Origin of the sequence: Rhizobium sp. AN73 (assembly GCF_030757975.1) — a bacterium.
GTDB classification, from domain to species: domain Bacteria; phylum Pseudomonadota; class Alphaproteobacteria; order Rhizobiales; family Rhizobiaceae; genus Agrobacterium; species Agrobacterium arsenijevicii.
The window spans coordinates 1,095,368-1,121,504 of record NZ_JARWME010000002.1; the positions used below are offsets into that span (position 1 = coordinate 1,095,368).

A 26,137-nucleotide genomic window follows, 5' to 3' on the forward strand; every position below is an offset into this window, starting at 1 on the left:
TCTGATGCAATTGTTCCGGTTCGGCATACGCTCGGTGTTGGCAATGCTTGCGCTTTCGCTCGCATCCTTCACGCTTATTGCCCTGATGCCCGCCGATCCGGTGCAAATTGCCATCAGGGTCTGGAACTTGACGGCCACGAGTGAAACCGTGGCCGCGCTCCGGGAAGAATGGGGCCTCGATCGGCCCCTTTTTCTGCGCTATCTGCATTGGCTTGCGGATTTTGTAAGCGGTGACTGGGGGCGGTCCTTCCGCACCGGCGAACCCGTTTTTGCGGAGTTCCGCGAGCGTCTTCCCATCTCGCTCATGCTCGGCCTTTCCGGCATGCTCATCGCCATCGCTGTCGCTGTGCCGATCGGCTTCTTTGCGGCGGCGCGACCAAGTGGAATTTTTGACCGGGCCAGCCGCGCGTTTTCAGTTTTCGTCCAGGCAGTGCCCGGCTTCTGGCTCGGGCTCGTTTTGCTCTGGGTTCTCGGTGTCCAGCTACGGTGGATCCGTCCCTTCGCGACTGACGCTACCGCGGTCGTGTTGCCTGTCATCCTGATAGCCTCGCATTCGGCTGCCGTTTTCGCACGCGTCTATCGGCGAGACATGCTGGAAACGATGCGGCAGCCATATTTCCGCACCGCTCTCGCCAAGGGGCTTTCGCGCCGGCAAGCTCTCTGGCGTCACGCGCATCGTGGCGCTTTTTACGCTTTGCTTTCGGCGGTGCGCTCCGAGGCGGGCTGGGTGATCGGCTCGACGGCGACCATGGAAATTCTCTTCAATCTTCCGGGTCTCAGCCAGTTTCTCGTGCAAAGCATCGCAGTTCGTGACCAGATGGTGTTGCAGGCCTATGTCATGGTCATCGCGCTGTGGCTGCTCGTCATGAACCTTATCGTTCAGACACTTCAACGTTTTCTCGATCCCCGGCTCACCCGATGATCCGGTATTTCGCACTTGCCGCATTGCTCCTGTTCCTGCTTGCGAGCCTCTTCTGGCAGCCATATGACCCGGATGCCGTGGATATTCTTGCCCGCCATTCGGGCATGACGGCGAGCCATCTGCTTGGAACCGACCACCTTGGTCGCGATCTTCTTTCCCGCATCATGGCGGGCGGATGGCGTACGGCGCTGGTGGTTTTCTCGGTCGGTTTCATCGCCTTTACCGGAGGAACGTTGCTCGGTACCAGCGCTGCCGTACTGGGTGGCTGGAAGGAGCGCGCTTTGTTGCGCTGCTGCGAATTCTTCATCACCGTTCCGACGTTGATCATCGCGCTGACGACAGCAGCGGTTTTCGGCCTGACGCCGATGACAGCGGGAGTAGCGCTCGGCCTTGCCGGCATAGGACCGACGGCGCTGTTTGCCCATTCACTCAGCCAGCGCGTGCTTGGACAAACCTTCGTTCATGCGGCGGAAGCGCTGGGGGTTCCACCATTCAGGATGATCATTCGCCATCTTCTGCCAAACATCCTGCCGTTGATGGTTACCCATAGCGGCAATCAGGCGGGTTTTGCCGTCTCTGCCTATGCTTCGCTCGCCTTTATCGGCCTCGGTGCGGATCCGTCGAAACCGGACTGGGGTTCCATGCTGTTCGAATATCGCGTTTTCATCTTCGACCATCCAAGCCTGATGATCTGGCCCGGTGTCGCAATCGCCGTGACGGTCGCAACGCTCAATGCGTTATTCGACACTTCCGAATGAGAATTTCTACAACAATATTCGATACATAGAGGACTAACCGATGGATGGCGGCAATTTCGATCTCAAGGAGGAAATCCGCGATTATTGGTCGAAAAGATCCGAGACTTTCGATCTGGCTTTTGGACATAAGATCGCAGCCGGCCCGGAGGCAAATGCATGGCAGAAACCGATCCGGGATCTGGTGGGCACTGAGCCAAAACGCATCCTTGAGCTGGCCTGTGGCACCGGCGAGGTGACGCGGCTCATTCACGATCTCGGCCACGACGTCACGGCCCTCGATTTTTCGGAGGCGATGTTATCCGTCGCGCGGGCCAAACATGCCGGGAAACCAAGGCTGCGTTTCATCATGGCGGATGCCGAAAACACCATGGAACCGGACCAATCCTATGATGCGATCATTTGCAGGCATCTGGTCTGGACGTTGACTGAGCCCGAGGCGACTTTCCGCGAGTGGTTCAGGCTGCTCCGTCCCGGCGGCAGCCTTCTGTTTTTCGATGGCGACTGGGCAACGCCAAAACCGGCAGGACGTGTTGCAAGCCTGTTGATCCGGCTCATCGATCGCCTGGTGGGGCCCGACAGGAACTATGACGGTGCCCAGAGCAGCCACCATGCCGCAATCATGAAGGCGCTTCCGTTCGGGCAGGGGTTGCGGCCCGAGATGCTGACGCCGCTCCTGATCGCCGCCGGATTTACCGCGATTGAACTGCACTCACATGACCCAATCGCCAGAGCACAGCGGAAAAATACTAACCTGCGCAACAGGCTGCGAACCTTCGTCTACCGACGTTTCATCCTGACCTGCCGCCGACGCCTCACGAGGTCATCGGTCCTTTACTATGGCCCCTCCCGAATATTGGTCGCGATACCAGGGCAGGAACCATATTGCGAGCGGACCAAACACCATGCGGTACAGCGCCTGTGTATAAGTCAGCCTTTCGCCAGTGCGCCGGACGACTTTCAACTGCATGAGAAGTTTTCCGGGAGTGGCCATCAATGCGCTGCTCTCAAAGGCTGGAAAATAACAAAACAACACCAATGCCAGCCATAAAAGTGTGATGCCCATAAGCGGCGTCGGCGGTTGTCCCGCCGGAGCATCCATATATTGCGGCAGCCATTCTGCTGCGATCAATGTCGGCGCAAACGCCACGCCGAAGAGCAGGATGAGATCGACTATGCCTGCGATGATGCGCTTGAAAATCATGACTCATCCTTGGACAGCGAAAACACCGATACAGACTACCGATGATCCCGCATTAATCAAATCGCTGAAATAGCTGTCGGCTGATCTCAAAATGTGCAGGGTGGGTTCAAAGCATGGAGATTGAAAAATGATAGCGCGCATGTCGCTCACGGGACTATTCCTGATACTGACCACGGCTCTGGCTCAAGCCGAAAAAGAGTATGATCCGGACGCCGTAAATATCGTTGATGCCATCAACTGCAAACTCGACGCGCCCCAGTATATGGGGTTTTCCGTAACCCTGAGTGACGAGGATGGCGGCTTCAAAAAAAGAGGCTGGAAGAAACAGGAATCCAACAACCTACTCCTGTCGCAATATCGGCTTCCGTCTCCGATTGAAATTGCCGGCCATAAAACCAGTACCATCGTGTTCAGCGCCAATGCCGTGCTTGCGGTTCTCGATGTTGCCGATCCCACCGAATTAGCGCGTCAGGAAAAGATTCCGAACAGCTTTCCAGGATCGAGCAAATTTCTTGGAGAGCGCGAGCTGACAAACAAGGCCGAAAAGGATCAGGAAACCGGCTGGACCATCACCACGCGTATCACACGCAATATTTCGACCGTCAGCAGCCACCCGGGCAAAACGCTGATCGGCTGCTCCTACGATATGAATGTGAAGTTGCCCGGTGAATAGTCTCTGTGGCCAGCGGCTACGATATCGAACCGAGATTGAGTGGTATGTTTCGTTGCAGGTGAAAGGACGCGTTGCGCGTCGATGTAGCGCGAAAACGCGTCAGTCAATCGATCATTTAGTTCCAAAGAGTGCAGTTTCGGTCCTGTAGCTGGGTGAGTGAGTAGGCCGAATGCGTTCTGCTACCAAGGCTCTCAACATACCAAGTTAAAATATGGTGTTGCATAGCGGCTCTGAGCTCATTTGTTGCTTTTCGCAGGACGTCAGTCGCAACACGTAGTCTATTTGTTGCATGCCATGAGAGCCGCGCCTGTTGCTTTATCTCAGGGAACGATCTCGCGGATGCGTTGGCCCGCACTAAGACGATCGGGGGCACTTCTCGAAAAGCGCCGATTTAGGGCAAGAATACGCGCCGCTTGCTAAAATCGGTGGCTTTCCCGGCTTCTGCGACGAGCCAGTCGACAAAGTGGCTCACGTCCGGGCGTTCGCGTTTCGATTCCGTATCCGGGGAGGGGCGGAGTATCTCTGGGAATTCTCCTACGACAGCGGCATGACCGTGATCCACGCCGAGGAGGTGGCGGATATTCCATTGCCTGACCTTAACCCATCGAATTGTATTGGCCAGCAGCTCAAGCTCGGTTTACTTCGAACATCATCGCCTACCCGACAATGTCGATTGCATTTCTGTTGCGAGCCAGTCGCGAAACCAACTAATCGTCGGCTGCCACCATCTGTCCTTTGCCGCGTAAAAATAATACGATCCGAAATGTGTGTTTGTAGGCACGACTTCTACAAGTCGGCCGCTTCTAAGGCCGGATTGAGCCATGATTTCGTTCGCAAGAGCCACACCTTGACCGAGTGCCGCAGCCTCAATCGCGACGTGTGAATGGCCTAGGCGGTCACCCTGCAGCTTGGGCGTCCCGTGGATACCGTTCGCCTGGAACCACTTCGTCCACCATTCTGAGGACTGTTCATGCAGAAGAGGGACATTAAGAAGATCGGCAGGAGAGTTGAGCGGCCCAGCTTTCGCTACAAATTCCGGACAGGCCACCGCAAGAATGCGCGGCCTAGCCAATTCCTCCGCTTTGCTGCCAGGCATGTAACCGCGTCCGAAATGAATAGCGACATCGGCATCGAACCGGCGAAAATCTGGAAGCTCAATCGTTCTCAGCAATACGCACCGCATGGTGAATTTATCACGGCTTTCATATAGCCGGGGCATGAGCCAGAGATTATTGAGCCCGGGTCCACACCATACTCTTATTTCAGGCATATCCGATGGGCGGAGCGCTTCAGTGGCGCGCTCGATGTCGCTAAGAGCAACTGAGATCCTTTCCAGATAATGGCGTCCCTCCACCGTTAGCAAGGTTTCCGCGTGCGAGTTGCTTGTCAGTTTCACGGCAAGCCAACTCTCGAGGTTGCGGATGTGTCTTCCGACGACCGTTCGGTGGATTTGCAGCTCTTCTGCCGCGGAGTTCAGACTGCCCAAGCGTGCGGCTGCTTCGAACGCCTTCAATGCAGTCAGAGGAGGTATATTACGGGTCATTGTATCACCGCGTCCGACGAGCCTGTATACTTCGACAAAGTCTACCCCAAACCCGATCAAAACATGTGAGCATTTTTTGCACACTAATCAAGGAATTTTGCACGTTACCAGACCTTCTCTCCGGGACTAGCCTCTTCAAATCCGCCGTCCTGAGTGGATGCGCAACCGGAAAGGAAAGAAAAATGCGGATTGGGTTCTATGCCGAGTATACGGAAGACACGGCACAATTTGCACACGAAGTGGGATTCAAGAGCCTGCAACTCTCGGCATGGCAAAATTCCTCGCTGGATGCCGACAATATAACCAGCAAGTCGATCGAAAGCGGTCGGCGCTCATATCGCCACAGCTTTTTCCCACATACCCTGACGCTACGCGGTTCCGCGTAGCGCTCGATTGGCGAAGAGCAACAATCAATTCTTAGTCAAATGGAGCAGTGGAAACCACCTACTTAGGGCGTCCGTTTGAACGATTTTTCAGTAGCAATATGGCATCGGAAAGTGAGACCCGCCAACCACGAAACCGGCGCGGCATGGTAGGCGAGGGTGCGCCTTCATCGGTGCACCGCATGGCCGCCCGGCTGGACGATCGTTTCGAGCTCGTCGCGGGCGCATTGTCCTCGACGGGTGAGCCCTGCACCGTGATCTCAGACGCGCGAACACCCGAAGCGTTCCCAGCATATCGCAGCATGTCTGTTGCGAAGCTCACGGCCGATGTCCATGTCGAAGACTTATCAACCTGACTGACGGCGGCTTCGTTTCGGAGATGAGCCAGGAATCCTATCAGGCAACGATGTAGAACTGAGATTGAGCGGCATGTTTCGTTTCAAGTGAAAGGACGCATTGACTATCTCCCGGAACCGCGCACGGACCATCTCAGGAGGTTTGAAAAAAGAAACAGTCATAATGACATTTAACCGCGAAACGTCATTACGGCGTAAAATGCCATTGTGGCACGGAATGCAACACAGCTGAAATGATCATCAGGTTCCATAATCTATCTTATGCGATTGTTGTTTTGTGGCGGGGTACATTCTAATTCCAAGTGCGACATGCCAATGATTTCACTCGCCGATCGTCGTCTTCTTCACCGTCTCGTTGATCAGAAAGTCGCGATCAATGAGATGGCCCGGCGGCTGGGACGTCATCGTTCAACCATCTATCGCGAAATCCGTCGCAACACCTTCCATGACCGTGAGCTTCCCCAGTACACCGGTTACTTCGGGACGATCGCTGATCAACTGACCCGCGAGCGACGAAGACGCTTGCGCAAGCTGCGACGCCATCCGGATCTGCGAGCCGACGTCATCCGTCAACTCAAGGCTCGATGGTCTCCCGAGCAGATCGCCGGGCGTCTGCTGTCGGAGGGAATAAGCCCTGTTCGCGTGTCCGCCGAAACGATCTACCGGTTCATTTACAGCAAGGAAGATTATGCGCTCGGCCTCTATCAATATCTGCCGGAAGCGCGCCGCAAGCGTCGTCCTCTCCGCTCCAGAAAACCGCGCGATGGTGTTTTTCCAGCAAGCCATCGTATCGGCCAAAGGCCTGATTTCATTGGAAACAGATCGCAGTTTGGTCATTGGGAGGGCGACCTCATCATATTGGAGCGTCCGTTTGGCCATGCCAATGCCACATCACTCGTTGAGCGCAAAAGCCGCTATACCGTTCTGATCAAGAACCCGAGCCGGCACTCGCGTCCGATCATGGACAAAATCATTCGTGCATTCTCTTCCCTGCCCGCCTTCGCGCGTCAGAGCTTCACCTTTGATCGCGGTACGGCAGGCGACGCTTAACCAGCTCACACACATTCTCAACGACCAGCCGAGAAAGTGCCTGAACTATAGAACCCCGGCCGAAGCCTTCAAGGCCCATTTGCAGGAGGAGGCCTGATCCCCTACCCTGTAAAACAGGCATGATGCACTTGGGGAAGATTCTCCAAAAAAATCAATATGTCGCCTTGCCACCCGAAAGATCAAAGACAGCGCCGGTAGAAAACGAGCATTCCTCCGATGCCAGCCAGGCGATCATTGCCGCGACCTCCTGTGGCTGGCCGAGGCGCCCGAGTGGAATGCGGCTTCTGGACGCATTTTGTGACTCCTCGCTCATCTGCGCGAAGAGAGCGGTTTCGACGGCCGCCGGAGTGATGGTGTTCACCCGGATTTCGGTTTCCAGCAGTTCCTTGGCAAGAGATTTCGTCAACGCAATCACGCCAGCCTTGGCGGCGGAATAAGCCGCTGCGAATTGTGGTCCCTCTTTTCCGGCAATGGAGGATATGTTGATAATCCGCCCGTAATTGTTGACTTGCATGAAGGGAACAATTGAGCGGCAGCACATAAAAGTGCCAGTCAGATTGATGTCGATGATCCGCCGCCAGGCGTCGACGGGATAACCCGCGACAGTGTGGCGAAAATTGCCGATGCCCGCCGAATTGACGAGGATATCGATACGGCCGAACGCTTCCGCAGTTGCGGCAGCGGCAGAGTCGACCGAATGCTCGTCATTGACATCGACCTTATAGAACGAAAAATCCGGGTTTTCCGCACATAGTTGCCGGCCATCTTTCTCGTTCAGGTCCCACAGCGCCACATGAGCGCCCGAAGCCGCAAAACGGCGTGCGGTTTCAAGACCGATTCCGCTTGCCCCGCCAGTGATAACCGCAAAACGCCCTTCGAGATCGATCCGGTTTGTCATGGTATTTTAATAACCCTTCTGCGGATCGACCTGATCGATCAACGGTTGGCCGGCCAGAAACCGGTCGAGATTGGCGAAAATTTTTGCGGTCAGCAGATCTTCGAAACGCTCGGTCTGGCCAGATGTATGGGGTGTGAGGCGAATACCGGGATGACTGTAGATGGGGTGCCCCTCCGGCAATGGTTCGGGGTCCGTCACATCCAGCGTGGCCGCTCTTGATGTGTCTTTGTCCAGTGCAGCCAGAAGCGCCTGCTGGTCGACATGCGCACCACGCGACACGTTGATCAAATGCTGTCCCGGCTTGCTATGCGCCAGAAAACCGCTGTCGATTATGTGCTTCGTGTCGGGTGTCAGCGGTAATGCAACGACCAGATGGTCGCTTTCCGCCGCCAGTTGCTCCAGCGTCCGCGCCAGTTCGACACCTGCCATATCGGCTGGCTGCGCCGAGCGGCGATAGGCGAGTACGCGTGTTCCGAATGCCAAGGCGCGCTGTGCAACAGCGCTGCCGATCGCACCAAAGCCGAGAATACCAACCGTTTTTCCTGCAAGGCCGCCCAGAGGGTGTTCGCGCCAGTCGGCAGGAGAGCGGGCAATCGTTTGGTCGAGACGTTTTTCGTGCAGAAGAATTGCGGTCAGCACATATTCGGCGATACCGATGGCCTGGATACCGCGCCCGTTTGACACCGGAACCCCCTCGAAAAACCACTTCGGGAAAGCATCAAGTCCAGCCGAGCCCGCCTGAATCCATTTCAGCCCATGCGGCCAGCCCGGCGGCGCAGTCCGTGGGGCCTTTGCCCAGCCGCGCATGAATGTGACCAGGAAATCCGCCTCCGGCGGCACATTCCACGGCTCGGTCGACTTCGAATATTCGATCACCACCGGCTGCGATGAATGCCTGCGCAGCCTTTCCGCCTGAATGTCGCTCATGTGAATGGCGATAATCGGCCTGCGACCGTCCGGAAAATAACTCATGGGAATATCTCCACCTGCCTGAAGAAGTTGGCGTCAGGCCGGCTCTCAGGATTGCAAAACGGATTGAAGAAACGCTTTTGCGCGAGGATGCGCATGGCCGCCAAAGAACTCGCGCGGGCTTGCAGCCTGTAACAGCTTTCCATCGGCCATGAACCACACGGCATCGGCCGCGTCCCTGGCAAAACGCATCTCATGCGTCACACAGACGATGGTAATGCCGCTGCCTGCAAGTGACCGCAGCAGTTGCAGCACCTCGCCCGACATTTCGGCGTCGAGCGCACTTGTCGGTTCGTCGAGAAGCAGAATTTCGGGGTTCATGCAAAGTGCCCGTGCTATCGCGACGCGCTGCTGCTGTCCGCCGGAAAGTTTTGCGGGCATTCGATCGGCAAAACTTTCCAGCCCAAGGCGCGCCAGATGCTGCATTGCCTTTTCCTCGGCATCACGGCGGGAAAGCCCCTGAATACGGCGCAACAGCACCACGACATTGTCGCGTGCACTCAGATGCGGAAAAAGATTGTATTGCTGGAAAACAAAACCGATGTGCCGCCGCAGCACATCGATATCGACGGTCTTTGCGGCGACATCTTCGCCACCGACCAGAATGAGACCGGTATCGATCTCCTCCAGCCGGTTTATCGTGCGAACGAGCGTCGATTTTCCGGATCCGGACGGGCCGCAAATCGTCACCACCTCACCTCGCCCGATGATGCCGGAAACCCCGTCCAGCGCCCTGAACTGGCCGAAGCTTTTCGTGACAGACTGAAACTCGATCATGCCGCTGCCCTCGCGACCGTCTGGCCGCCACTTCGTCTCGCAGCAATGCGGTGTTCGAGAAACCGTGCGCAGGACGACATTGCAAAACATACGATGAAGTAGATGGTCGCCAGAATGATGTAGACCTCCATTGGCCGCGTCATCAGGGTGCTGCTTACCTGCGCCGCCGAAAACGTCAGCTCGTTGAGTGCGATGACGTAACCGAGCGAGGTTTCCTTGATGATCATCGTAAACTGGCTGATGATACCCGGAATGACATTGACCAGCGCTTGCGGCAGAATGATCTTCATGAGAATGACCGGTCGCCGCAATCCCAATGCCAGACCCGCCTCGCCCTGCCCCGGATGGATCGCCTCGATCCCGGCGCGAAAAACCTCCGAGAGATAAGCCGTCTGAAAAATCACGAGAGCGACAACGATTGTCCAGAATGGGTTGAGGATATCGCCGACCACAACAGGCAGAAAGAAGTAAATCCACAGGATCAGCATAAGGAGAGGAATGCCACGCATGCCGTAAACGAAGCAGGCGGCAGCGCGCGATAGCCATTTGTTGCCGCTGGTGCGCATCAGGGCAACGCCAAGTGCAAACGGAAATGTCAGCGCGAGAGTGACCGCAGCAATCAGGATTGTCAGCGCAAGGCCACCGATGATGCCGCGGCTGTAATCGCCAAGAAGCAGGAACAGTCCGTAATCAGAGAGAATATCCATCATGAGGGATCAGCGCTCCTGAAACCGGCTGCTTTTGCCGAGATGACGACCCAGCAGCATGAGCGGAATACTTCCCGCCAGATAGGCGATAGTGATCACCGTGAACGTTTCGAAGATCAGGAAGCTCTGGCTCTCGATCAGCCGGGCCTGATAGCTGAGTTCACCAACGCCGATCACGGCCGCAAGGCTCGTCGATTTGAACAGGACGAGTGACTGGTTGACCAGTGGCGGCAACGCCAGCCGCCACGCCTGCGGCAGGATAATCCAGATCAGCGATCCGCTATAGGAAAAGCCTGCGGCCCGCGCCGCCTCGTATTGCACCTTGGGAATAGCCCTGAGGCCACTTCGCAAGTCCTCCGAGACATAGGCGGCATTACAAAGACCGATGGCGATTAGCGCATAGAAGAATTCGGCATTGTAACTGTTGATCAGCAGATTGAGCTTTGCGGGAAAAAGCTGCGGTATGGCGAAATACCAGATGAACAGCTGCACCAGCAACGGCACATTGCGGTGATATTCGACATAGGCCAGAACCAGAAAACGGGCGGATTTCAGCTGGAGATTACCGATCCACGTCAGCAGCAGCGCCACCGATATCGACAGCACCCAGCTCGACACAAACAGCATGAGCGTCAGGCGCACACCCTCCAATAGGAACTCGCCGTATTCGCCTGTCAGAATGGTCCTGAAATCCATGATGCCCGTATCGCTTTCGTCATGTGTCGATGCCCGACCCGGACAGGCCGGGCATCATGGTTCGTTTCAGTTGGTGATCGGATCGCCAACCTTGAAACTACGGGTCAGCTTGAAGGCCGAGTCCTTGCCGATCCACTTGTCGAACAGCTTCTGCGCTTCACCGGAGGCTTCCAGTTCTGCGAGGAATGCGTTGACTTCTTTCAGCAGGCCTTCCTCGCCCTTGCGCAGGGCAAAACCCGTGCGCTGGACAAGCAACGGCTCTTCCACAAATTCGGTCGCGGCGGCAGTGTCACCTGCGCGGTTCTGAAGCGCCTTGAGCGTCGTCTCGCGGCCGGCAAGCGCCACTGCCTTGCCCTGCTGCAAGGCGAGAAAGGCAGAGGACTGGTCTTCGAACGAAATATTGGTCGCACCGGGGAAACGCTGTTTGGTGACTTTTTCCAGCAGCGAACCCTTCACATTGGCGATACGGGCCGTTTCAAGCTGGCTGAAATTCTTCACGCCCGAATCCGTGCGTACCAGATATCGGAAAGGCTCAACCAGATAGGAGTTGCTATAGTCGATTTGCTTGGCGCGCTCTTCGCTGTAAGTAATCAGGGCAGCAAGGATATCGATGCGGCTCTGTAGCAGTTCGGGCAGTCGCGCTTCGGAAGAAGTGACCTTGGGTTCGGCCTTCACGCCCAGCTTTTCAGCCAGCTTCTTGCAGAGATCGACCTCATAGCCCTCAACCTCCTGGGTTTTGGGATTGACGTAGCCATAAGGCTCGCTGATGCCGATAACACCGCAGACCAGCGTTCCGCGAGCCTTGATATCCGCAAGTTCGTCAGCCTGTGCAGAAAGGCCGGAAAGACCGATAATACCGGCAGCAATGAGTGAAATTTTCGAAAACGTCATGGCATTTCCTTCGGTGAATATGTTTTGTGAAAGGGTTTTATTTCAATGCGGAGAAAGCGGTCGGTTCCAGAATGGCGTTAACCACGGAGGCGACGAGCGGGCCGTTCTTTTCCGTTTCGGCACGGCGGGCCAGCCACTCGGGGTCGGCCATAAAGCCGTTCCAGATGCGTTCGTGTTCGGCCAGCGATTCCCATTGCAGCATGTAATAGAGCCGCACGTTCGACTCGCCGATCTGCACCGTCCAGAAACCCACCTGGCGAATGCCGAAGCGTTCCCATATGCCAAGCGTGATGGTCTCAAAGCGCTTGAGAAGATCGGGAAGACGACCCGGCACGGCCGTATAGGTACGCAGTTCAAAGAGCATGGCTTGTTCTTTCTTCCGGCGCTTGCGCACGGATGTTGTTGAAAAAGGCTCGGGTTTTCTCGCCGGCAATCCGGATACGTTCGGCAGGTGGCAGATGCGCGTAACGGGGATTGGGAGCCTCGACGCTGTAAGCGGTTTCGTGCGGCAACACCTTCACCAGATCGGCGAGCTGCAACGCCCCTTCCCCGGGGTAAAAACGGGCATTACGCGCCTCTTCGGCAAATTTCTCCGGTGACGGCCGTTCGGCGATGGCATCGCATAGATGGACATAACCGAGCTGATCGAGAACCCGCCCTGTGATATCGCCAACGGTACTGCCGGAACGGTCGAGGTGCAGCGTATCGATCAGAAGCTTTGCGTTTGGACGATTGACCGCCTCGATTGTCCGCAAGGTATGGTCCAACGTCGCCATAGGCCGAAACGGCATGAATTCCAGACCAACAGTAAGGCCGAACCCGGCGGCGGCATCGCATAGCTGGCCATAATTTTCGATAAGACGAGGCTGATCCTCATCAATGCCGGCGGACAGCACAAAACTCGCCCCGAGTTCCGCTCCTGCCTCAAGCCCCGGCAAAAGTTTTGCTGCCGCGAAATCGGGCCATATCGAGAAGGTTTCTACTTCCAGAACCGCGATACCGAGGTCATCGGCAATGCGCCGTAGCGCTTTTGCCCGCTTGATATCTCCCGCAACCGGCCATTGGTCGGGGGTGTGGGCTGGCGGGTTGATCCGCAATCCCACGCCATCGAAACCGGCATCGGCCGCATGGCGGATAAAATCTTCAGGGGACGCATCGAGTGCGGTGAGGTGCGATACCGAAATCATCGCCCTGCCCGCTCAAGATCGCCGTCGAAATCGATCGCGGCAAGTTTTGCGCCCATGAAATGGTCGGCAACCGGATCCAGCGTTTTCAGCGCCTCAGCTGCAATCGCATCTTCGCGGAAATCCTCCGCACGAAATGCAGGTCGATAACCAAGCTCCGTTGCACGACGGTTATCGTACCAGCTGGCGGCATTATCCGAGACCCCATAGACAATATCATAGTGAAGATCGGGATGGTCGAGGCCGATGCGCACCAGTTGCGCCAGATCCTCCGGTGCGATCCAGATCGACAGGCGACGCACATCTTCAGGCTTGTCCCACACCCGCCCGATGCGAATGCACAGAGACCGGATACCGTGCTTGTCGGCATAAAGCGCTGCAAGCGATTCACCGAAAGCCTTGGTGACCCCGTAGCGGCTACTTGGGCGCAGAACGGCGTCTGTGCCAAGTCGCCGGTCACGGCGATAGAAACCAACGACCTGATTGCTTGAAGCAAAAACATAACGCTTCACACCGGCAATGCGCGCGGCCTCAAGGATATTGTAGGTACCGACAATATTGGCCTGCAGCATATCATCCCAGGCAAATTCCAGCGGCAAACCGCCGAAATGGACAATGCCATCTACACCTTCGACAGCACGGGACACCTGCTCGAAATTCGATATGTCGGCGGCAACAAAGCTTTCATTGGGCTGGAGATTATCGGGTTCCCGAATATCCGTCAGCCGAATGTGATCATAGTGCCCGCGAAGCAATTGCCTCATGCGTGTGCCCACGCCGCCGCTGGCCCCGGTTATCAGGATTGTCGTCACTGTGATGTCCTTAGCTGCGAATTACAGATCTTTCCTCCTTTCAAGCATGACAAAATTCGACAATTTCTATAGAGATTAAGTTTTATTTTTTCAGAAAATTTCGGAAAATTTTTTTCCAGTGATCGAGATATAGCGTCATCCGTACCTTCAGTACCGTGCGGGAATGGCGTCAAATGGAGGCAAGCCCAAGGGAGACAAACAATGTCCGACACCACCATTCTGCAGCAATCTTTGGAGGGCGGTTCGCCGGCTAATGGAATATTCGTTGCCGATCCCCGACTTCGCCCGATCATCGATGTCGTGGCTGGATGGAAAACGCATCTGCCGGTGGACATTGCATCCTTCAAGCTTGACGAAAACCTCATCGAATATGAGGAAGGCGAACATGGTCGTCTGGCCGGGCCTTTACCCCCGCGTGGACCGGCGACAGGCCTCGTCCTGCACCACGGCGAGATCGCTGCATATTGGGGAACTCCGGGCCGCACCGATACGGCCTTCAGTGTTACCAAGGGTGCATTATCGGCTTTGACCGGACTGGCGCTGTCTCGCGGCCTGATCCGATCGCTTGACGACACAGTCGCAGCATCGGTCGATATCGTAGCTTTTTCCGAAGCACCGAACGGCACGGTAACGTGGCGCCATCTTCTGACCATGACCAGCGAGTGGCGCGGCAGGCTTTGGGGTATCCCGGACAGCATTGACTGGAACCGCGCTGTGCCCAAGCGCGCCGATGCCCCGAAGAAGGGAACACCGAGACCGACATTCGAGCCGGGTGGCTACTGGGAGTTCAACGACGTCAGGGTCAATGTTCTGGCCTTCGCACTGACATTGCTTTTCCGTGAAAATCTCGAAGACGTCTTTCGTCGGGAAATAATGGATCCGATAGGCGCATCCAGCGATTGGCGCTGGCATGGATATGACACATCCAGCATCGAGATTGATGGAAAGACGGTCGCTGTTGTCGCGGGTGGCGGCCACTGGGGCGGAGGACTGATCATATCTGCCTTCGATCTCGCCCGTCTGGCGCTGCTTCATGCCCGCAAGGGTGACTGGAATGGCAAAACCATTCTACCGCAGGCATGGTTTCAGCAGGTCGCGGTGCCCACGTTGCTCAACCCCTCCTTCGGCTTGATGTGGTGGACCAATGCGGGTGGTACTATTCCCGGTCTTTCACCAGATGCGATATGGGGCTCGGGAATATCCAATCTCGTGGTCGCGGATTCGGCAAAGGATCTGGTCGTGGTTCTGCGCTGGTACGATGTCGCGCAGCGCGACGATATTCTCGCGCGTATCTCCAGCGCGCTGGAAGATGGTTGATTTTCATCCGGGAACCGGGTGAACAGGTTTGACCGACCCCTTGGAAAGGCGCGCATGAACGATACGACAGGCAGACCGGAGCGGGCAACAATTCAGGACGTGGCGAAACATGCCAATGTTTCCATTGGCACCGTTTCCCGTGTGGTTGCCGGTAGCGCCAGAGTGAGCGATGCCCTGCGCAAGCGTGTCCTCGCCTCGGTGAAAGAGCTTGATTACCAGCCCCACGGGCGCACGCCGACAAAATCACTCGAAGCGACCCGGCTGATCGGTTTCTTTGTGGGCGATTTTGTCAATCTCCTCTACGTGCATGTGGTGGCTGGTGCCGAAGCCAGGCTGGCGCAGGCCGGTTATACGCTGCTGATGGCCAGCACCCGCGAAGATCCGCGACGGGAGCAGGAGCTGCTTTCACTGCTGCGTGAAAAACGCATCGATGGTGCGGTGATCTGTTTTGGCGAAGAAACCCACCCCGATCTCGCCCAATCGCTTGAGGCTCTGGATGCGCCGGTCGTTATTCTGGATCGTCAGGCGCCAGCAGAAATCGATAACGTCACGGTGGATCATCGCGGTGGCACGCATGCCGCCGCACGTTATCTTATCAGTCTCGGGCATCGTCGTATCGGTGTGCTCACCGCTGCGGGTTACCTGCGCCCGGGGCTTGAGCGGGTTGCCGGCATGCAGCAGGCCTATAATGAAGCCGGGCTGGATTTTTCAGGCTGCCTCATTCGTCCGGAGTGTCGCACAAGCACGGAAGCTTACGCCGCAACCCTTGCCCTCCTCATGAGCCCGGAGCCGCCGACCGCCATCATGACGCCCGGTAGTCAGGCACTTTCCGGCGCATTGCGCGCCATCCGTTCCCGCGGCCTGAGCATCCCGAAAGATATATCGGTCGTCAGCTTTGGAGACACCGAAGTGGCGCAATCCCATGAGCCGCCGGTTACGACAATCCGGTGGGATTTGACCGCTCTCGGACAACAATCGGTCGATTTGCTACTGCACCGCATCGATGGAAAAATTGGCGAGGATGCGCGCTCGATCATCGTGCCGACAGAAGTGATCCTGCGGCAATCCTGCGCAGAGACACCACAGAAGCCAGCGTGAGCTTTCAATCACCTTGACGGCGTCGGGCGGAGCCTTTCGCCAACATCAAACGAGACGATGCCTCGGTCAATCCGACTGCGGATACCGAAACCGCCAATGCGTCGCTGCCGTTCCGGTTCGAGCTGGGCACTCCTTGCCTCCATCGAGCGCGCATGACACGAGCCTCGGAGTAACTCCGTGCTCACAATCCGAAAAATAAGCAATTGCCTTTTCCAAACGCCCGGAATCTGGGCAATCGATCCCTCGTTTATAAAATCCATAAAATTACTATGATAATAGGTTTCGGCCCACCGGGGGATCAATCGGCGGGCGGTGAACCTGATCATCATCAGGAGCATTTTTAAATGTCATCTCAGGGATTTATCGGCGGCTTCATCAAGTCGGCCATCGCTGCTGCACTGCTTGCGAGTGCAGCATTGTCCGGGACCGCTCATGCCGGTCCGACACTCGACAAGATCAATCAGCGCGGCACGATCAAGGTCGGTGTTGGCACCACGCCGGGCTTCTTTTCACCGGACAGCAATGGCCGCTGGCAAGGTTTCTTCATCGATTATGGCCGCGCGCTGTCCATCGCCGTCTTCGGTAATCCGGACAAGGTTGAATTCACTAACTCCTCCCCCCAGCAGCGCCTGCCAGCGCTGCAGAGCGGCGAATTCGATATCCTGCTTTCCGGCGTCACGGTCACCGTTACCCGTGCCTTCAAACTGGGCTTCCACTTCGGCCCAACGATTTTCTATGACGGCCAGGGCATTCTGGTTCGTAAAGACCTCGGCGTCACCAAGGCCGCCGATCTCGATGGCGCCACCATCGGCGCTCAGAGCGGCACGACCGGCGAACTCAATGTCGCCGACTTCTTCCGCAAGACCGGCAAGAAGTTCACTCCGGTGACGATCGAGGACACGGGACAGTTTATCGCAGCGCTGGAGTCCGGCCGCGTCGACGCCATCACGCAGGATTCGTCCGATTTGGTCGGCAAGCGCACCCAGTTGAAGAAACCCGACGACTATGTCGTCCTGCCCGAACGGCTGTCGAAAGAACCGCTGGCGCCCGCTATTGCAGGCGGTGACGACCGCTGGCTCGAAATCGTGAACTGGACCGTCAACGCCACCATCCAGGCTGAAGAATGGGGCATTACCTCGAAGAATGTCGATGAGTTTCTGAAGTCTCCGGACCCGGCGATCCAGCGCTTCCTCGGTGTCGATCCTTCGCTTGCAGAAGCAATCGGTCTTGATCCCAAATGGGCCTACAACATCATCAAGACGGTCGGCAACTATGGTGAAATCTTCGACCGGCATCTGAAGCCGCTTGGTTGGGATCGTGGCTACAACCGTCTGTGGACGGATGGCGGCCTACTCTATTCGCCACCCTTCCGCTGAGACGGCCGAGCCTTCACAGATGTCCATAATTGTAGCGCCGGGCCCTCGAAGGCCCGGCATTTATCGTCGGCTCCTCATGTGGTGGGGTCATCGCCCCATCGCTCAATTGGCAATCATCGCATCGTTCGTCGTATTGCTCGTCTATCTCGGGATTAACGTGACGACGACGATGACACGCATCGGCGTTTCACCCGGCTTTGATTTCCTCTGGCGTTCCGCGAACTTCGAAATCGGCGAAAGCCCGATCGCTTTCGCTGCCGGCGATCCCTATCTTCGCGCCATGCTCGCTGGCCTGCTCAACACGCTGAAAGTGGCGCTGTTCGGCTGCATATTCGCGACCATTCTCGGTGTGATCCTCGGCGTTGCAGGCCTGTCCGGAAACCTGCTCCTCGCCTCCCTCGTGCGATGGTATGTGGAGTTGATCCGCAATACGCCGCTCCTGCTGCAACTGTTCTTCTGGATTTCACTCGCCAAGGCGTTTCCGGCGCCGCGCCAGGCGAGCGCATTGCTCGGATCGATCTATCTGACCAATCGCGGCGTCTACGTGCCAACGGTCTCCATGGAGGGTCTCCCGCTCAACGGACCGGTCGTTCTGGCCATCCTTGTCATTGCCATCGGCCTTCCGCTCTTCGCATTGTCGCGTTTGAAAAGGTTGAACGGGCGCACAATGACCATCGGCATAGTCGCCATTCTCGCTGCGACCCTCGCCATTTTCCACGCGCTAGGCGCGAACTTCACGCTTGAAACGCCCGCATTGGCCGGTTTCAACATTCGAGGCGGATATAATCTAACCCCGGAATTTGCAGCACTGCTGACGGGTCTGATCGTCAAATTTTCCGCCGCAATCGCAGAGATTGTCCGGGCTGGTATCCAGTCGGTCAATCGCGGTCAGTGGGAGGCCGCCCGCGCGCTTGGTCTGCATAATGGGCAGATCATGCGGCTGATCGTGCTTCCGCAAGCGCTGCGCGTCATCACACCGCTCACCACATCAAGCTATCTCGACCTGACCAAGGATTCCAGTCTCGCGGTCGCGATCGGTTACCCGGACCTCGTCAGCATCGTCAACACCACCGCCAATACAACCGGCCAGTCGCTGGAGGCACTCATGATCCTCATCGGCACCTATCTCAGTATCAACCTGATCGTTTCCGCGCTCATGAATCAATACAACAGGCGGGTTGCGCTGAAGGGAACGACACGATGACCAAGTCCGCCGGAAACATCCCCCGACAGCCGGTTCAGGCACCACTCACCAAGTTGCGAATTGGCCTCCTTGGCACGCTTGCCAACACTATCGTCACACTTCTGACGCTGGCAGCATTGGCATGGCTTCTGCCACCCCTTGCCCGGTGGGCTCTGCTTGACGCAACATGGAGTGGAACATCAGCGGATTGCGCAATGCGTGATGGTGCCTGCTGGGCTTTCATAACCGCCAAGCTGCGTTTCATCCTGTTTGCCTTCTACCCGCCGGAACTCCAATGGCGCCCGGCCCTCGTCATCCTCATTCTTGCGGCCCTGCTCGTCACAAGCGCGCTCCCGCGTTTTTGGCGCAAGGAGTTGCTGCTGGTCTGGCCGGTCGCGGCTCTGGTTTGCTGGATGTTGCTGACAGGCGGTTTTGGTAGCCCACCTGTTCCGTCCAACCAATGGGGCGGCTTGCCGGTGACACTTTTCGTCTGGGCCATCTGCTTTGCGGCTGCGACGCCGCTCGCAATCCTTTTGGCGCTCGCCCGCCGCTCCAGACTTGGAGGAGTGCGCACCCTTTCCATCGTCTACATTGAGGTGATGCGCGGCACGCCCATGGTCGCGATCCTTTATGTCGCCATGCTGATCCTGCCGATGGCGCTGCCGGATGCGCAGTTCGACAAGATGATCCGGGCGATGATCATGATCACTCTATTCTGGGCCGCCTATGTTGCGGAAGTCGTGCGTGCCGGCCTGCAGGCGATACCATCCGGTCAACAGGAGGCGGCGACCGCGCTGGGGATTGGTTACTGGCGAACCATGCATCTCGTCGTCTTGCCCCAGGCATTGCGGATCGTCATTCCCGGCATGGTCAATCTGGCAATCGGATTTTTGCTGGCCACGTCCCTGCTCGCCGTGATCGGCGTCTTCGACCTGCTTAACGCCGCCCGTGCTGCGGCGACCGATCCGGGTTGGCTTGGATTTTACAACGAAGCCTATCTGCTTGTGGCTCTCGTCTATTTCGCCATCTGCTTTGGCGCGTCCCGGTATAGCCTGTGGCTGGAGCGCCTTCTGCGAAAGAACCCGGCCTGAAGGAATGATAATCCCCCTAATGGAAATTATTGAGATAGTTGCCTACGCATGCTCCCGATTTTTGAGAAATATAGATTTTTCTTCCATTTTTCCGTCAAATCCGGTGGTTTTTTGCGTCATGTTTGTATATATTTTTTGTAGAAAATTATCACGCTAAGGGATTTCGGATATGGCCTTTGCATCCATTTCGTCTGCATCGACATCAAATCGTATCCGCAACTCCGGACCGTGTTGTCGCTTTTCTCCGCCACGAATGCGGGCCCTGTCGAAAGACGGGCCGCCAGCCAACCGAGAAAACCCGACCATACGGAGAAGCGAAATGCAAAGACAAACGATCGAATATCAGGGGCTGCCTGTCGGCATCGCTGTGCCGAACGACGACAAGCTGCGGTTTATCGCTGTCAAATTCCACGTCATCGATCTGGATAACCGGCAATTTTCCAGCGTGACGGAGCTGACGTCGGCGATCCGGGATCATCTGAGCGGAGGACAGGCGCTGGCCGCCTGACGAGCCGAAAAAATAGATGGGGCCATTGTAAGCGCCGCATGCCGGCCAAACGAGCAAACTCAAAATACCCGGAAACAGGACATGACATTACACACTGCGCCCCTCGAAAATACGACTTCGCTGCCCACTCTCGACTTTTCCCGTTTCCATTCGCCGGAAGAGCGTGCTGCCTTTGTCAGCGACCTTCGCGGTGTCCTGCATGACCATGGCTTCTTCTATCTCATCGGTCACGGCGTCGATCCACGGCTGCTTGAAGACGTTGTATCAACCTCGAAGCGTTTTTTTGCCTTGCCGCTCGAGGAAAAGCTCAAGATCGAGATGGTGAAATCACCGCATTTCCGCGGCTATAACCGGGCCGGGCAGGAACACACACGCGGCGAGCGCGACTGGCGCGAACAGCTCGATATCAATACCGAAGGCGAACCGGTGAAAATCGGTCCCGACTCCCCGCCGTGGAAGCGGCTGTTCGGACCCAACCAATGGCCGGAAGCCTTGCCGGAACTCAAACCTCTGCTGCTGCAATATCAGGCGGAGGTGACGCGGATCGGCATCGATCTCCTGAAGGCGATTGCCGAGGCTCTCGGGCAGCCGGAAAATGTCTTTGCCGAGATTTACGAGCCGCAGCCAACGCAGCTTCTGAAAATCATCCGCTATCCGGGCCGAGATGTCGCTGAAACCGATCAGGGCGTTGGCGCTCACAAGGACGGCGGCTTTGTTACCGTGCTTCTTCAGGACACGACGCCCGGGCTACGGGTACAAGCCGAAACGGGTGAGTGGATCGAGGCGCCGCCGGTGCCCGGCACCTTTATCATCAATACCGGTGAATTGCTGGAACTCGCCACCAACGGCTTCGTGCGGGCAGACGTGCATGATGTCGTGGCGCCTCCAGCGGGCGTGGAGCGCTTCTCCGTCGCCTTCTTCCTTGGCTCGCGCTATGACGCCACCATCCCGGTCATCCAATTGCCGGATGAGCTGAAACGCTCCGAACGCGGCATCACGGTTGATCCGCTGAACCCTATCTTCCGGGAAGTAGGCCAGAACCACCTGAAGAGCCGTTTGCGCTCGCACCCTGATGTCGCTCGTGCCCATCACGCTGATCTTCTGCCCTCGGAGCAAAAAAACGCTTAAGTCCCGGCATCGGCCGGCGGCTCGATATGGCGGGGATGACGCGGATCGTCGTGGGCCTTCAGGAAGAAACGGTGGGCGACGTCGAGATAGCCGTTATAGACCAGACCACCATTGATCGCGACAAGCGCGTTTCGGTGCCGACGATAGAGCAAGGGTACCGTGCCGCCCGTACCCACCGTGCCGACAAGGATGTCTACGTCCCCTTCGGTATCCCGCCATATTTCCGGACCGGTCGTCTCGAAATGCACCTGCGGATTGGCGTCGTTGGGAGAGCATGGAAGGCTTGAAAGAGAGAGCCACGTCCGAATATCTATCTGAACCATGGCCGAACCTGATCGAGTCCCGTCATTGTTTCATCTTGCTCTTGCGTCTGTTTTTCGCTCTCAGTCCGCGGTACTATGCCAACACCTCCATGCGGAGCCGGTGAGGTGCCGTTGACGGCGAAATCTCCCACGATGCGGTCGTGGTAGATGCGGGGATTGTGCGAGGTTATGGTGCGGGCGTTTCGCCAGTGGCGGTCCAGACCGTTGCTGCGTTTTGCCGCCGAAGCGCCAAGCGCATCGAAGAGGGCTGTGGATGCATCGAGGATAAGGTTGCTGACGACCGTGACCGATTGGCTGATTTCAAGGTCTGCGTTTCGGTTTGCCAGAGCAATGCGCTCTTCATCTCCGGATAGATTGGCGTCATAGGCCGCTTGTAAAGCTTCTGCCGCTTTTAACACGATGACGCCGGCGCTGTAGGCCGCGCCCCTGACCCGTCCCACGACCTGAAGCACTTGCGGGTCTTCGGCAAAACGCGAGGCGTTGCTACGCTGATAGACCCGCTTGCGTTCCGACACATGGCGGGCAATATCGGCGGCGGCTGCGCGGCCGATACCGGCGAGTGAAGCCAGATGGACGAGTTGAAAGAAACCGCCTGAATAGCTGAAACGAAGTGCGCTGGGCTTGATGAGCTCTTCGGAAATCGCCACGTCGGTGAAACGCGCCGTGCCGCTGGCCGTCAGCGCCTGTCCAAAACCATCCCAGTCGTTGAGAATCTCAACTCCCTTCGCCTTGGTGGGCACAAGCGCGCCAACCGGTACGCCATCGCCATCCACGGCCCCGAGCGTAATCCAGTCGGCGTAGAGCGAGCCAGTCGTGTAATATTTCTCACCGTTCAGCCGCCAACCGCTACCATCCCGGGTGAGCTGGGTGGAATATGTTCCGAGCCGGGCATCTCCGAGTTCCGAAAAGCCGCTGCCGATCGTTTCGCCATGTCCGATCCGCTCCAACCACCCATCCTGCCATGCGGAGGGTGTCGCATTGAGCAAATCCTCCGTGAACCCCAGGTGGCTGCGGTAAGCATTGGTGAGGTTGGGATCCGCTTCCGCCAGCTCGATGATCAGGCCAAAAAGCTCCGGAAGCGTCAGACCCAGGCCGCCAAATTTTTCCGGCAGGCGCAGCCTGGAAAAACCAGCCTTTTTCAAAGCTTCATAGTCATCAAAACGAAGCTCGCGATCCAGATCGTATCGTATGGCGTCTTTGCCAATTTCGGAAAAAAGCCTCCTAAACGTCTCGGCAATCGTGTCAAAACGCTTGCTGGGCGCAGAACCCCAGGCTTGGCTGGCATCGGTCATTACAAATTCCTGTCTGTGCAGCAGTTTGGCGAATATCAGGCTGGGCTATGCGGCGGCAGCTTCGGCACCCTGTTCGAAGTCGTGCAGATGAAGCGCGATTTCAAAGCCCCGGCGTTTCAGCCAATGGGCCACCACCCTGGCGCGGGCGCCCAAGAGGTCATCCACGAGAATGACGCGTGCGCCGCGCACGGCAATGGTGCGATAGGCGACACCAAGAAGCTGCCCGCCTTCCGACGAGATCGAACCTTGCAGATGGGAGGCCGCGAACTCTTCCGGTGTTCTGACGTCAAGGAAATAGGTCGTTCGTGCCGTGTCCTTCAGCCATTTCTCGGTCGTCGGACGGTCGATGAAAAGCAGGTCATCGTGCTTGGAGAATGCTTCGAGATGCGTCTTTACAACGTCTTTCGCATTAACGCTGACAAGCGGATATGTCTGTGAAAGCCCTGTTTCCAGTTCAAACCCGTCATCCGTCCAGCCGCGTGTACCATCGTGCAGGTAGCTGACATCGTTGTCGACGCCGGCGTCGATCAATGTCTGCGCACCGAGAATGGCACGCGGAAGCCCCGCGCAGGATACGACGACCCTTGTTTTGGGCGAAGGCACGAGATCGGCAAAACGCAATAGAAGTTCTGCGCCCGGCACGCCGATGGCGCCGGGAACGTGAGCCTTTTCATATTCGGGCAACGTGCGGGTGTCGATGACGACAACATCCTCACCGGCTTCCTGCCACGCTTTCAGTTCGCGGGCAAAAACCACGGGCGTGTTCTTTTCCCCCCGCACCTTCTGAACGAAAGGAACGCCGGGAACATCGAATGTCGGCAAGCGGTCGATACCACCCTCTATCCAGGCCGGAATGCCACCACGCAGAAAATGGATATCGCTCCAGCCTTTGGCGGCAAGACGTTCCGCCGCCTGCTCCGCGCCACCTTCCCCGTCATCCACCAGAACGGTGCGCACCACAGAGCGCGGAATGAAGCGATCAATTTCCGCATCCAGCCTTTCAGCCGGAAGATTGGTCGCAAACAGCGGTGAGGCATATCCCACCTCTTCGGCGGGGCGAATGTCGAGAACGGCAAGTTCCCTGCTGTCTGCCAGCCATTCGATGAGACGATCTTTGGTTATGGACTGTGCGGACATCCCGTATCCTCCTGACAATTTTGGATTTTTAGGTCGAATTTCAAGCGGTCGGGTCGAGCCACAGATCGCCGAAACTCCAGTTGAGACCCTGCGCGCCCGTGACGTAGTTCTTGACCCGCTTGCGCGCCACGATCTGGCTTCCCGCCGCGACAAGATCGACGGAGGCGACCTCGTCATGGATGAGATGCTGGAACCTGCTCCAGGACACCCAGCGCTTTTTTGGATCTGGCTCAATGGAGGCGGCCTCAAGCAGCGCATCCGCCTCTGGATTGGCGTAGTTGGCGGCATTGGAAAAGGGTAGGCCGATCTTGAAATTCTTGCTCCAATAAGCCCGCTGAATGCCAAGCGACGGATCGAATGTGTTGGAAAGGGATTCCACGACCAGATCAAAGGCGCGGTCCGTGTAAACAGTCTTGAGATAGGTCGGAAGGTCGTATTTGCGGATTTCGACGGCAATACCGATCTTTTCAAGCTGGCCGCGGAGGACATCCGCATAGCCGGGCGTCAGATATGAATTGTAGGTCAACCGTGCTGCAAAACGTTTGCCATCGCCCTTGCGGGGATACCCGGCGGCATCAAGTAATTTTTCCGCTTCTTTCGGGTCATAGGCGTGGGCCTTGACCGAAGCATCATACCAATTCGGCAGGGCGGTGCTTACGGGGCTCGGTGAGATCTGCCCATAACCGAAGAGCGCCACATTGACGATTTCATCGATATTGATCGCCTTTGCAATCGCCAGGCGCACGTCTTTCTTGCGGAATATCTCGTTATCGTAGTTGAAGAACAGCTGTTGCTGCGGACCGGCATAAGCATAGGTCTTCGTATCCACGACAAGATCGGGGTTCTGCTTCAACCGTTCGAGATCCGCCAGCGGAACCGGATTGTCGCCGATATCGACTTCGCCAGTCTCCAGTGCCACCGCCCGCGCAGCCGGGTCGGTGATGATGCGAAGAATGATGCGATCAAGATAGGGTTTGCCCGCGTCCCAATAGTTGGGGTTTCGTTCGAAGATCAGGTGGCTGCCCGGCGTCCATTCCGTCAACTTGAAGGGGCCTGTGCCAATGGCGGTTTGCAGCGTCTGGCCATCGGCAGGCTTCAGCTTTTCAAAAATATGCTTCGGCACGATCGGAGATTCCGAACTCGATTGCGCAGCGATCAGAAACGGTGCCGGTTTGGACAGAACGATGATGGCGGTCAGGGGATCCGGTGTTTCCACTTCCTTGACGTTCTGGTAGGTGATGCGGCCGCGTGGGTGGGCTTCCTTCAGCCGGAGGATCGAAAAGGCGACGTCTTCCGATGTGAAATCTTCGCCGTCATGCCACTTCACGTTCGGGCGGAGTTTGAACGTATAGCGCAGATGGTCGTCCGAAACGGACCATTCCGTCGCCAGCAGAGGCTGTGGATTTAGGTCGAAATCGAATGTCAGAAGACCTTCCACGATCTTCGGGCCGATCGCCTGTCCGGTACCCGATGATGTATTGATGGCGAAAAGAGCGTTGCCGGGATCTACACGATAGAGCAGCTTGAGCGTACCCCCGGATACGGGCCGGACTGTGTTGGTGTTTGCAGCAAACACCGAACCCGGCAGGGCTGTTCCCGCGGTTGCCAGAAGAAGCATTTTATTGAACTGGCGGCGTCCTATCGTCATGAAAATCCCCGTTCAGAAGCGTCGTTTCGATAGCGAAAGCATCGGGGCAAAACGGAATGTCCCTAAGAAGAAAATTCTTCTCGACCATCAAAGAAAACATTTCTTGCGGAATTTTATTTCGCTACGTATGCGGCGAGGCACCAAAAATTGTGCTGAATTATATATTCGCCCTCAATCTTCGTTGCGCATCTCCGGCCCATAACGTGATGAAAGAAA

Annotated in this window: 24 protein-coding genes and 4 pseudogenes; 13 read left to right on the top strand and 15 right to left on the bottom strand. The window is 56.9% G+C overall.

From position 1 onward, the window contains the following. Positions 1-4: 4 nt before the first annotated feature. The 3 genes and pseudogenes from RBH10_RS15345 to RBH10_RS15355 form a co-directional block, all read left to right on the top strand. On the top strand, positions 5-922 hold the full coding sequence (locus RBH10_RS15345) for an ABC transporter permease (RefSeq protein WP_281036629.1): 918 nt from the start codon (positions 5-7) through the stop codon (positions 920-922). After that, positions 919-1,680: an ABC transporter permease gene (locus RBH10_RS15350; protein ID WP_281036628.1), complete on the top strand. Its 762-nt coding sequence runs from the start codon at positions 919-921 to the stop codon at positions 1,678-1,680. The genes RBH10_RS15345 and RBH10_RS15350 overlap by 4 nt, the downstream gene beginning before the upstream one ends. Positions 1,681-1,720: 40 nt before the next feature. Continuing rightward, positions 1,721-2,488 (top strand): annotated as a pseudogene (locus RBH10_RS15355) (class I SAM-dependent methyltransferase); the annotation flags it as partial. Positions 2,489-2,500: 12 nt separating this feature from the next. Here RBH10_RS15355 and RBH10_RS15360 read toward each other — a convergent pair. Then, a complete protein-coding gene (locus tag RBH10_RS15360; protein WP_281036627.1) occupies positions 2,501-2,881 on the bottom strand; it encodes an RDD family protein in 381 nt (126 codons plus the stop codon). Positions 2,882-3,008: 127 nt separating this feature from the next. On the opposite strand from RBH10_RS15360, the gene RBH10_RS15365 reads away from it, so the two are divergent. Continuing rightward, positions 3,009-3,554, top strand: a complete 546-nt coding sequence (locus RBH10_RS15365) for a hypothetical protein (RefSeq protein ID WP_281036626.1) — start codon at positions 3,009-3,011, stop codon at positions 3,552-3,554. 649 nt (positions 3,555-4,203) lie between these two features. Here the strand turns inward: RBH10_RS15365 and RBH10_RS15370 are convergent. Beyond that, positions 4,204-5,097: a LysR substrate-binding domain-containing protein gene (locus RBH10_RS15370; RefSeq protein WP_281036625.1), complete on the bottom strand. Its 894-nt coding sequence runs from the start codon at positions 5,095-5,097 to the stop codon at positions 4,204-4,206. A gap of 484 nt (positions 5,098-5,581) precedes the next feature. Here RBH10_RS15370 and RBH10_RS15375 point away from each other — a divergent pair. Both RBH10_RS15375 and RBH10_RS15380 read left to right on the top strand, forming a co-directional pair. Continuing rightward, positions 5,582-5,725, top strand: a pseudogene (locus RBH10_RS15375) (gfo/Idh/MocA family oxidoreductase); the annotation flags it as partial. 372 nt (positions 5,726-6,097) lie between these two features. Beyond that, positions 6,098-6,983: pseudogene (locus tag RBH10_RS15380) on the top strand (IS30 family transposase). Positions 6,984-7,037: 54 nt separating this feature from the next. Here RBH10_RS15380 and RBH10_RS15385 read toward each other — a convergent pair. From RBH10_RS15385 to RBH10_RS15425, 9 genes are all read right to left on the bottom strand, one after another. After that, positions 7,038-7,784 (bottom strand): SDR family NAD(P)-dependent oxidoreductase, encoded by a 747-nt coding sequence (locus tag RBH10_RS15385; RefSeq protein ID WP_045016159.1) that lies wholly within the window; start codon positions 7,782-7,784, stop codon positions 7,038-7,040. Positions 7,785-7,790: 6 nt separating this feature from the next. After that, complete coding sequence (locus RBH10_RS15390) at positions 7,791-8,756, bottom strand: NAD(P)-dependent oxidoreductase (protein WP_281036624.1); 966 nt, start codon at positions 8,754-8,756, stop codon at positions 7,791-7,793. 45 nt (positions 8,757-8,801) lie between these two features. Continuing rightward, entirely contained in the window at positions 8,802-9,530 is a 729-nt protein-coding gene (locus RBH10_RS15395; RefSeq protein WP_281036623.1) for an amino acid ABC transporter ATP-binding protein, read from the bottom strand. Next, the gene (locus tag RBH10_RS15400) at positions 9,527-10,240 is read right to left on the bottom strand and encodes an amino acid ABC transporter permease (RefSeq protein ID WP_281036622.1); all 714 of its coding nucleotides are present in this window, start codon (positions 10,238-10,240) and stop codon (positions 9,527-9,529) included. The genes RBH10_RS15395 and RBH10_RS15400 overlap by 4 nt, the downstream gene beginning before the upstream one ends. Before the next feature lie 6 nt (positions 10,241-10,246). Then, positions 10,247-10,933 (bottom strand): amino acid ABC transporter permease, encoded by a 687-nt coding sequence (locus RBH10_RS15405; RefSeq protein ID WP_281036621.1) that lies wholly within the window; start codon positions 10,931-10,933, stop codon positions 10,247-10,249. Between the two features lie 66 nt (positions 10,934-10,999). Beyond that, entirely contained in the window at positions 11,000-11,824 is an 825-nt protein-coding gene (locus tag RBH10_RS15410) for a transporter substrate-binding domain-containing protein (protein ID WP_045016150.1), read from the bottom strand. 37 nt (positions 11,825-11,861) lie between these two features. Next, a complete protein-coding gene (locus RBH10_RS15415) occupies positions 11,862-12,188 on the bottom strand; it encodes an NIPSNAP family protein (protein ID WP_281036620.1) in 327 nt (108 codons plus the stop codon). Beyond that, positions 12,178-13,011, bottom strand: a complete 834-nt coding sequence (locus RBH10_RS15420; protein ID WP_281036619.1) for a sugar phosphate isomerase/epimerase — start codon at positions 13,009-13,011, stop codon at positions 12,178-12,180. Before RBH10_RS15420 ends, RBH10_RS15415 begins: the two co-directional genes overlap by 11 nt. Beyond that, positions 13,008-13,820 (bottom strand): NAD(P)-dependent oxidoreductase, encoded by an 813-nt coding sequence (locus tag RBH10_RS15425; protein WP_281036618.1) that lies wholly within the window; start codon positions 13,818-13,820, stop codon positions 13,008-13,010. The genes RBH10_RS15420 and RBH10_RS15425 overlap by 4 nt, the downstream gene beginning before the upstream one ends. Positions 13,821-14,021: 201 nt before the next feature. Between RBH10_RS15425 and RBH10_RS15430 the strand changes: the two genes are divergently transcribed. The 7 genes from RBH10_RS15430 (at position 14,022) to RBH10_RS15460 (ending at position 21,521) form a co-directional block, all read left to right on the top strand. Next, complete coding sequence (locus RBH10_RS15430) at positions 14,022-15,137, top strand: serine hydrolase (RefSeq protein ID WP_281036617.1); 1,116 nt, start codon at positions 14,022-14,024, stop codon at positions 15,135-15,137. Positions 15,138-15,191: 54 nt separating this feature from the next. Further along, entirely contained in the window at positions 15,192-16,235 is a 1,044-nt protein-coding gene (locus tag RBH10_RS15435; RefSeq protein WP_281036616.1) for a LacI family DNA-binding transcriptional regulator, read from the top strand. A gap of 344 nt (positions 16,236-16,579) precedes the next feature. Beyond that, positions 16,580-17,611, top strand: coding sequence for an amino acid ABC transporter substrate-binding protein (locus RBH10_RS15440; protein ID WP_281036615.1), 1,032 nt, complete (start codon positions 16,580-16,582; stop codon positions 17,609-17,611). A 106-nt stretch (positions 17,612-17,717) separates the two neighbouring features. After that, positions 17,718-18,815, top strand: a complete 1,098-nt coding sequence (locus RBH10_RS15445; RefSeq protein WP_281036614.1) for an amino acid ABC transporter permease — start codon at positions 17,718-17,720, stop codon at positions 18,813-18,815. Next, the gene (locus RBH10_RS15450) at positions 18,812-19,885 is read left to right on the top strand and encodes an amino acid ABC transporter permease (RefSeq protein ID WP_281036613.1); all 1,074 of its coding nucleotides are present in this window, start codon (positions 18,812-18,814) and stop codon (positions 19,883-19,885) included. Before RBH10_RS15445 ends, RBH10_RS15450 begins: the two co-directional genes overlap by 4 nt. Before the next feature lie 319 nt (positions 19,886-20,204). After that, complete coding sequence (locus RBH10_RS15455) at positions 20,205-20,393, top strand: hypothetical protein (protein ID WP_281036612.1); 189 nt, start codon at positions 20,205-20,207, stop codon at positions 20,391-20,393. Positions 20,394-20,474: 81 nt separating this feature from the next. Further along, a complete protein-coding gene (locus RBH10_RS15460) occupies positions 20,475-21,521 on the top strand; it encodes an isopenicillin N synthase family oxygenase (RefSeq protein ID WP_281036611.1) in 1,047 nt (348 codons plus the stop codon). Here the strand turns inward: RBH10_RS15460 and RBH10_RS24895 are convergent. From RBH10_RS24895 to RBH10_RS15480, 4 genes and pseudogenes are all read right to left on the bottom strand, one after another. Next, positions 21,518-21,679, bottom strand: a pseudogene (locus RBH10_RS24895) (fatty acid desaturase); the annotation flags it as partial. The gene RBH10_RS15460 and the pseudogene RBH10_RS24895 sit on opposite strands and share 4 nt — an antisense overlap. 152 nt (positions 21,680-21,831) lie before the next feature. Then, entirely contained in the window at positions 21,832-23,136 is a 1,305-nt protein-coding gene (locus RBH10_RS15470; RefSeq protein ID WP_281036610.1) for an acyl-CoA dehydrogenase family protein, read from the bottom strand. Positions 23,137-23,181: 45 nt separating this feature from the next. Continuing rightward, positions 23,182-24,273, bottom strand: a complete 1,092-nt coding sequence (locus RBH10_RS15475) for a rhodanese-like domain-containing protein (RefSeq protein ID WP_281036609.1) — start codon at positions 24,271-24,273, stop codon at positions 23,182-23,184. 40 nt (positions 24,274-24,313) lie between these two features. After that, a complete protein-coding gene (locus RBH10_RS15480) occupies positions 24,314-25,921 on the bottom strand; it encodes an ABC transporter substrate-binding protein (RefSeq protein ID WP_281036608.1) in 1,608 nt (535 codons plus the stop codon). Positions 25,922-26,137 lie beyond the last annotated feature (216 nt).

Excerpts from the sequence above, each read along its gene's own strand:
- RBH10_RS15345 (WP_281036629.1), top strand. The coding sequence starts at position 5 with ATGCAATTGTTCCGGTTCGGCATACGCTCGGTGTTGGCAATGCTTGCG.
- RBH10_RS15350 (WP_281036628.1), top strand. The coding sequence starts at position 919 with ATGATCCGGTATTTCGCACTTGCCGCATTGCTCCTGTTCCTGCTTGCG.
- RBH10_RS15360 (WP_281036627.1), bottom strand. The coding sequence starts at position 2,881 with ATGATTTTCAAGCGCATCATCGCAGGCATAGTCGATCTCATCCTGCTC.
- RBH10_RS15365 (WP_281036626.1), top strand. The coding sequence starts at position 3,009 with ATGATAGCGCGCATGTCGCTCACGGGACTATTCCTGATACTGACCACG.
- RBH10_RS15370 (WP_281036625.1), bottom strand. The coding sequence starts at position 5,097 with ATGACCCGTAATATACCTCCTCTGACTGCATTGAAGGCGTTCGAAGCA.
- RBH10_RS15385 (WP_045016159.1), bottom strand. The coding sequence starts at position 7,784 with ATGACAAACCGGATCGATCTCGAAGGGCGTTTTGCGGTTATCACTGGC.
- RBH10_RS15390 (WP_281036624.1), bottom strand. The coding sequence starts at position 8,756 with ATGAGTTATTTTCCGGACGGTCGCAGGCCGATTATCGCCATTCACATG.
- RBH10_RS15395 (WP_281036623.1), bottom strand. The coding sequence starts at position 9,530 with ATGATCGAGTTTCAGTCTGTCACGAAAAGCTTCGGCCAGTTCAGGGCG.
- RBH10_RS15400 (WP_281036622.1), bottom strand. The coding sequence starts at position 10,240 with ATGATGGATATTCTCTCTGATTACGGACTGTTCCTGCTTCTTGGCGAT.
- RBH10_RS15405 (WP_281036621.1), bottom strand. The coding sequence starts at position 10,933 with ATGGATTTCAGGACCATTCTGACAGGCGAATACGGCGAGTTCCTATTG.
- RBH10_RS15410 (WP_045016150.1), bottom strand. The coding sequence starts at position 11,824 with ATGACGTTTTCGAAAATTTCACTCATTGCTGCCGGTATTATCGGTCTT.
- RBH10_RS15415 (WP_281036620.1), bottom strand. The coding sequence starts at position 12,188 with ATGCTCTTTGAACTGCGTACCTATACGGCCGTGCCGGGTCGTCTTCCC.
- RBH10_RS15420 (WP_281036619.1), bottom strand. The coding sequence starts at position 13,011 with ATGATTTCGGTATCGCACCTCACCGCACTCGATGCGTCCCCTGAAGAT.
- RBH10_RS15430 (WP_281036617.1), top strand. The coding sequence starts at position 14,022 with ATGTCCGACACCACCATTCTGCAGCAATCTTTGGAGGGCGGTTCGCCG.
- RBH10_RS15435 (WP_281036616.1), top strand. The coding sequence starts at position 15,192 with ATGAACGATACGACAGGCAGACCGGAGCGGGCAACAATTCAGGACGTG.
- RBH10_RS15440 (WP_281036615.1), top strand. The coding sequence starts at position 16,580 with ATGTCATCTCAGGGATTTATCGGCGGCTTCATCAAGTCGGCCATCGCT.
- RBH10_RS15450 (WP_281036613.1), top strand. The coding sequence starts at position 18,812 with ATGACCAAGTCCGCCGGAAACATCCCCCGACAGCCGGTTCAGGCACCA.
- RBH10_RS15455 (WP_281036612.1), top strand. The coding sequence starts at position 20,205 with ATGCAAAGACAAACGATCGAATATCAGGGGCTGCCTGTCGGCATCGCT.
- RBH10_RS15460 (WP_281036611.1), top strand. The coding sequence starts at position 20,475 with ATGACATTACACACTGCGCCCCTCGAAAATACGACTTCGCTGCCCACT.
- RBH10_RS15470 (WP_281036610.1), bottom strand. The coding sequence starts at position 23,136 with ATGACCGATGCCAGCCAAGCCTGGGGTTCTGCGCCCAGCAAGCGTTTT.
- RBH10_RS15475 (WP_281036609.1), bottom strand. The coding sequence starts at position 24,273 with ATGTCCGCACAGTCCATAACCAAAGATCGTCTCATCGAATGGCTGGCA.
- RBH10_RS15480 (WP_281036608.1), bottom strand. The coding sequence starts at position 25,921 with ATGACGATAGGACGCCGCCAGTTCAATAAAATGCTTCTTCTGGCAACC.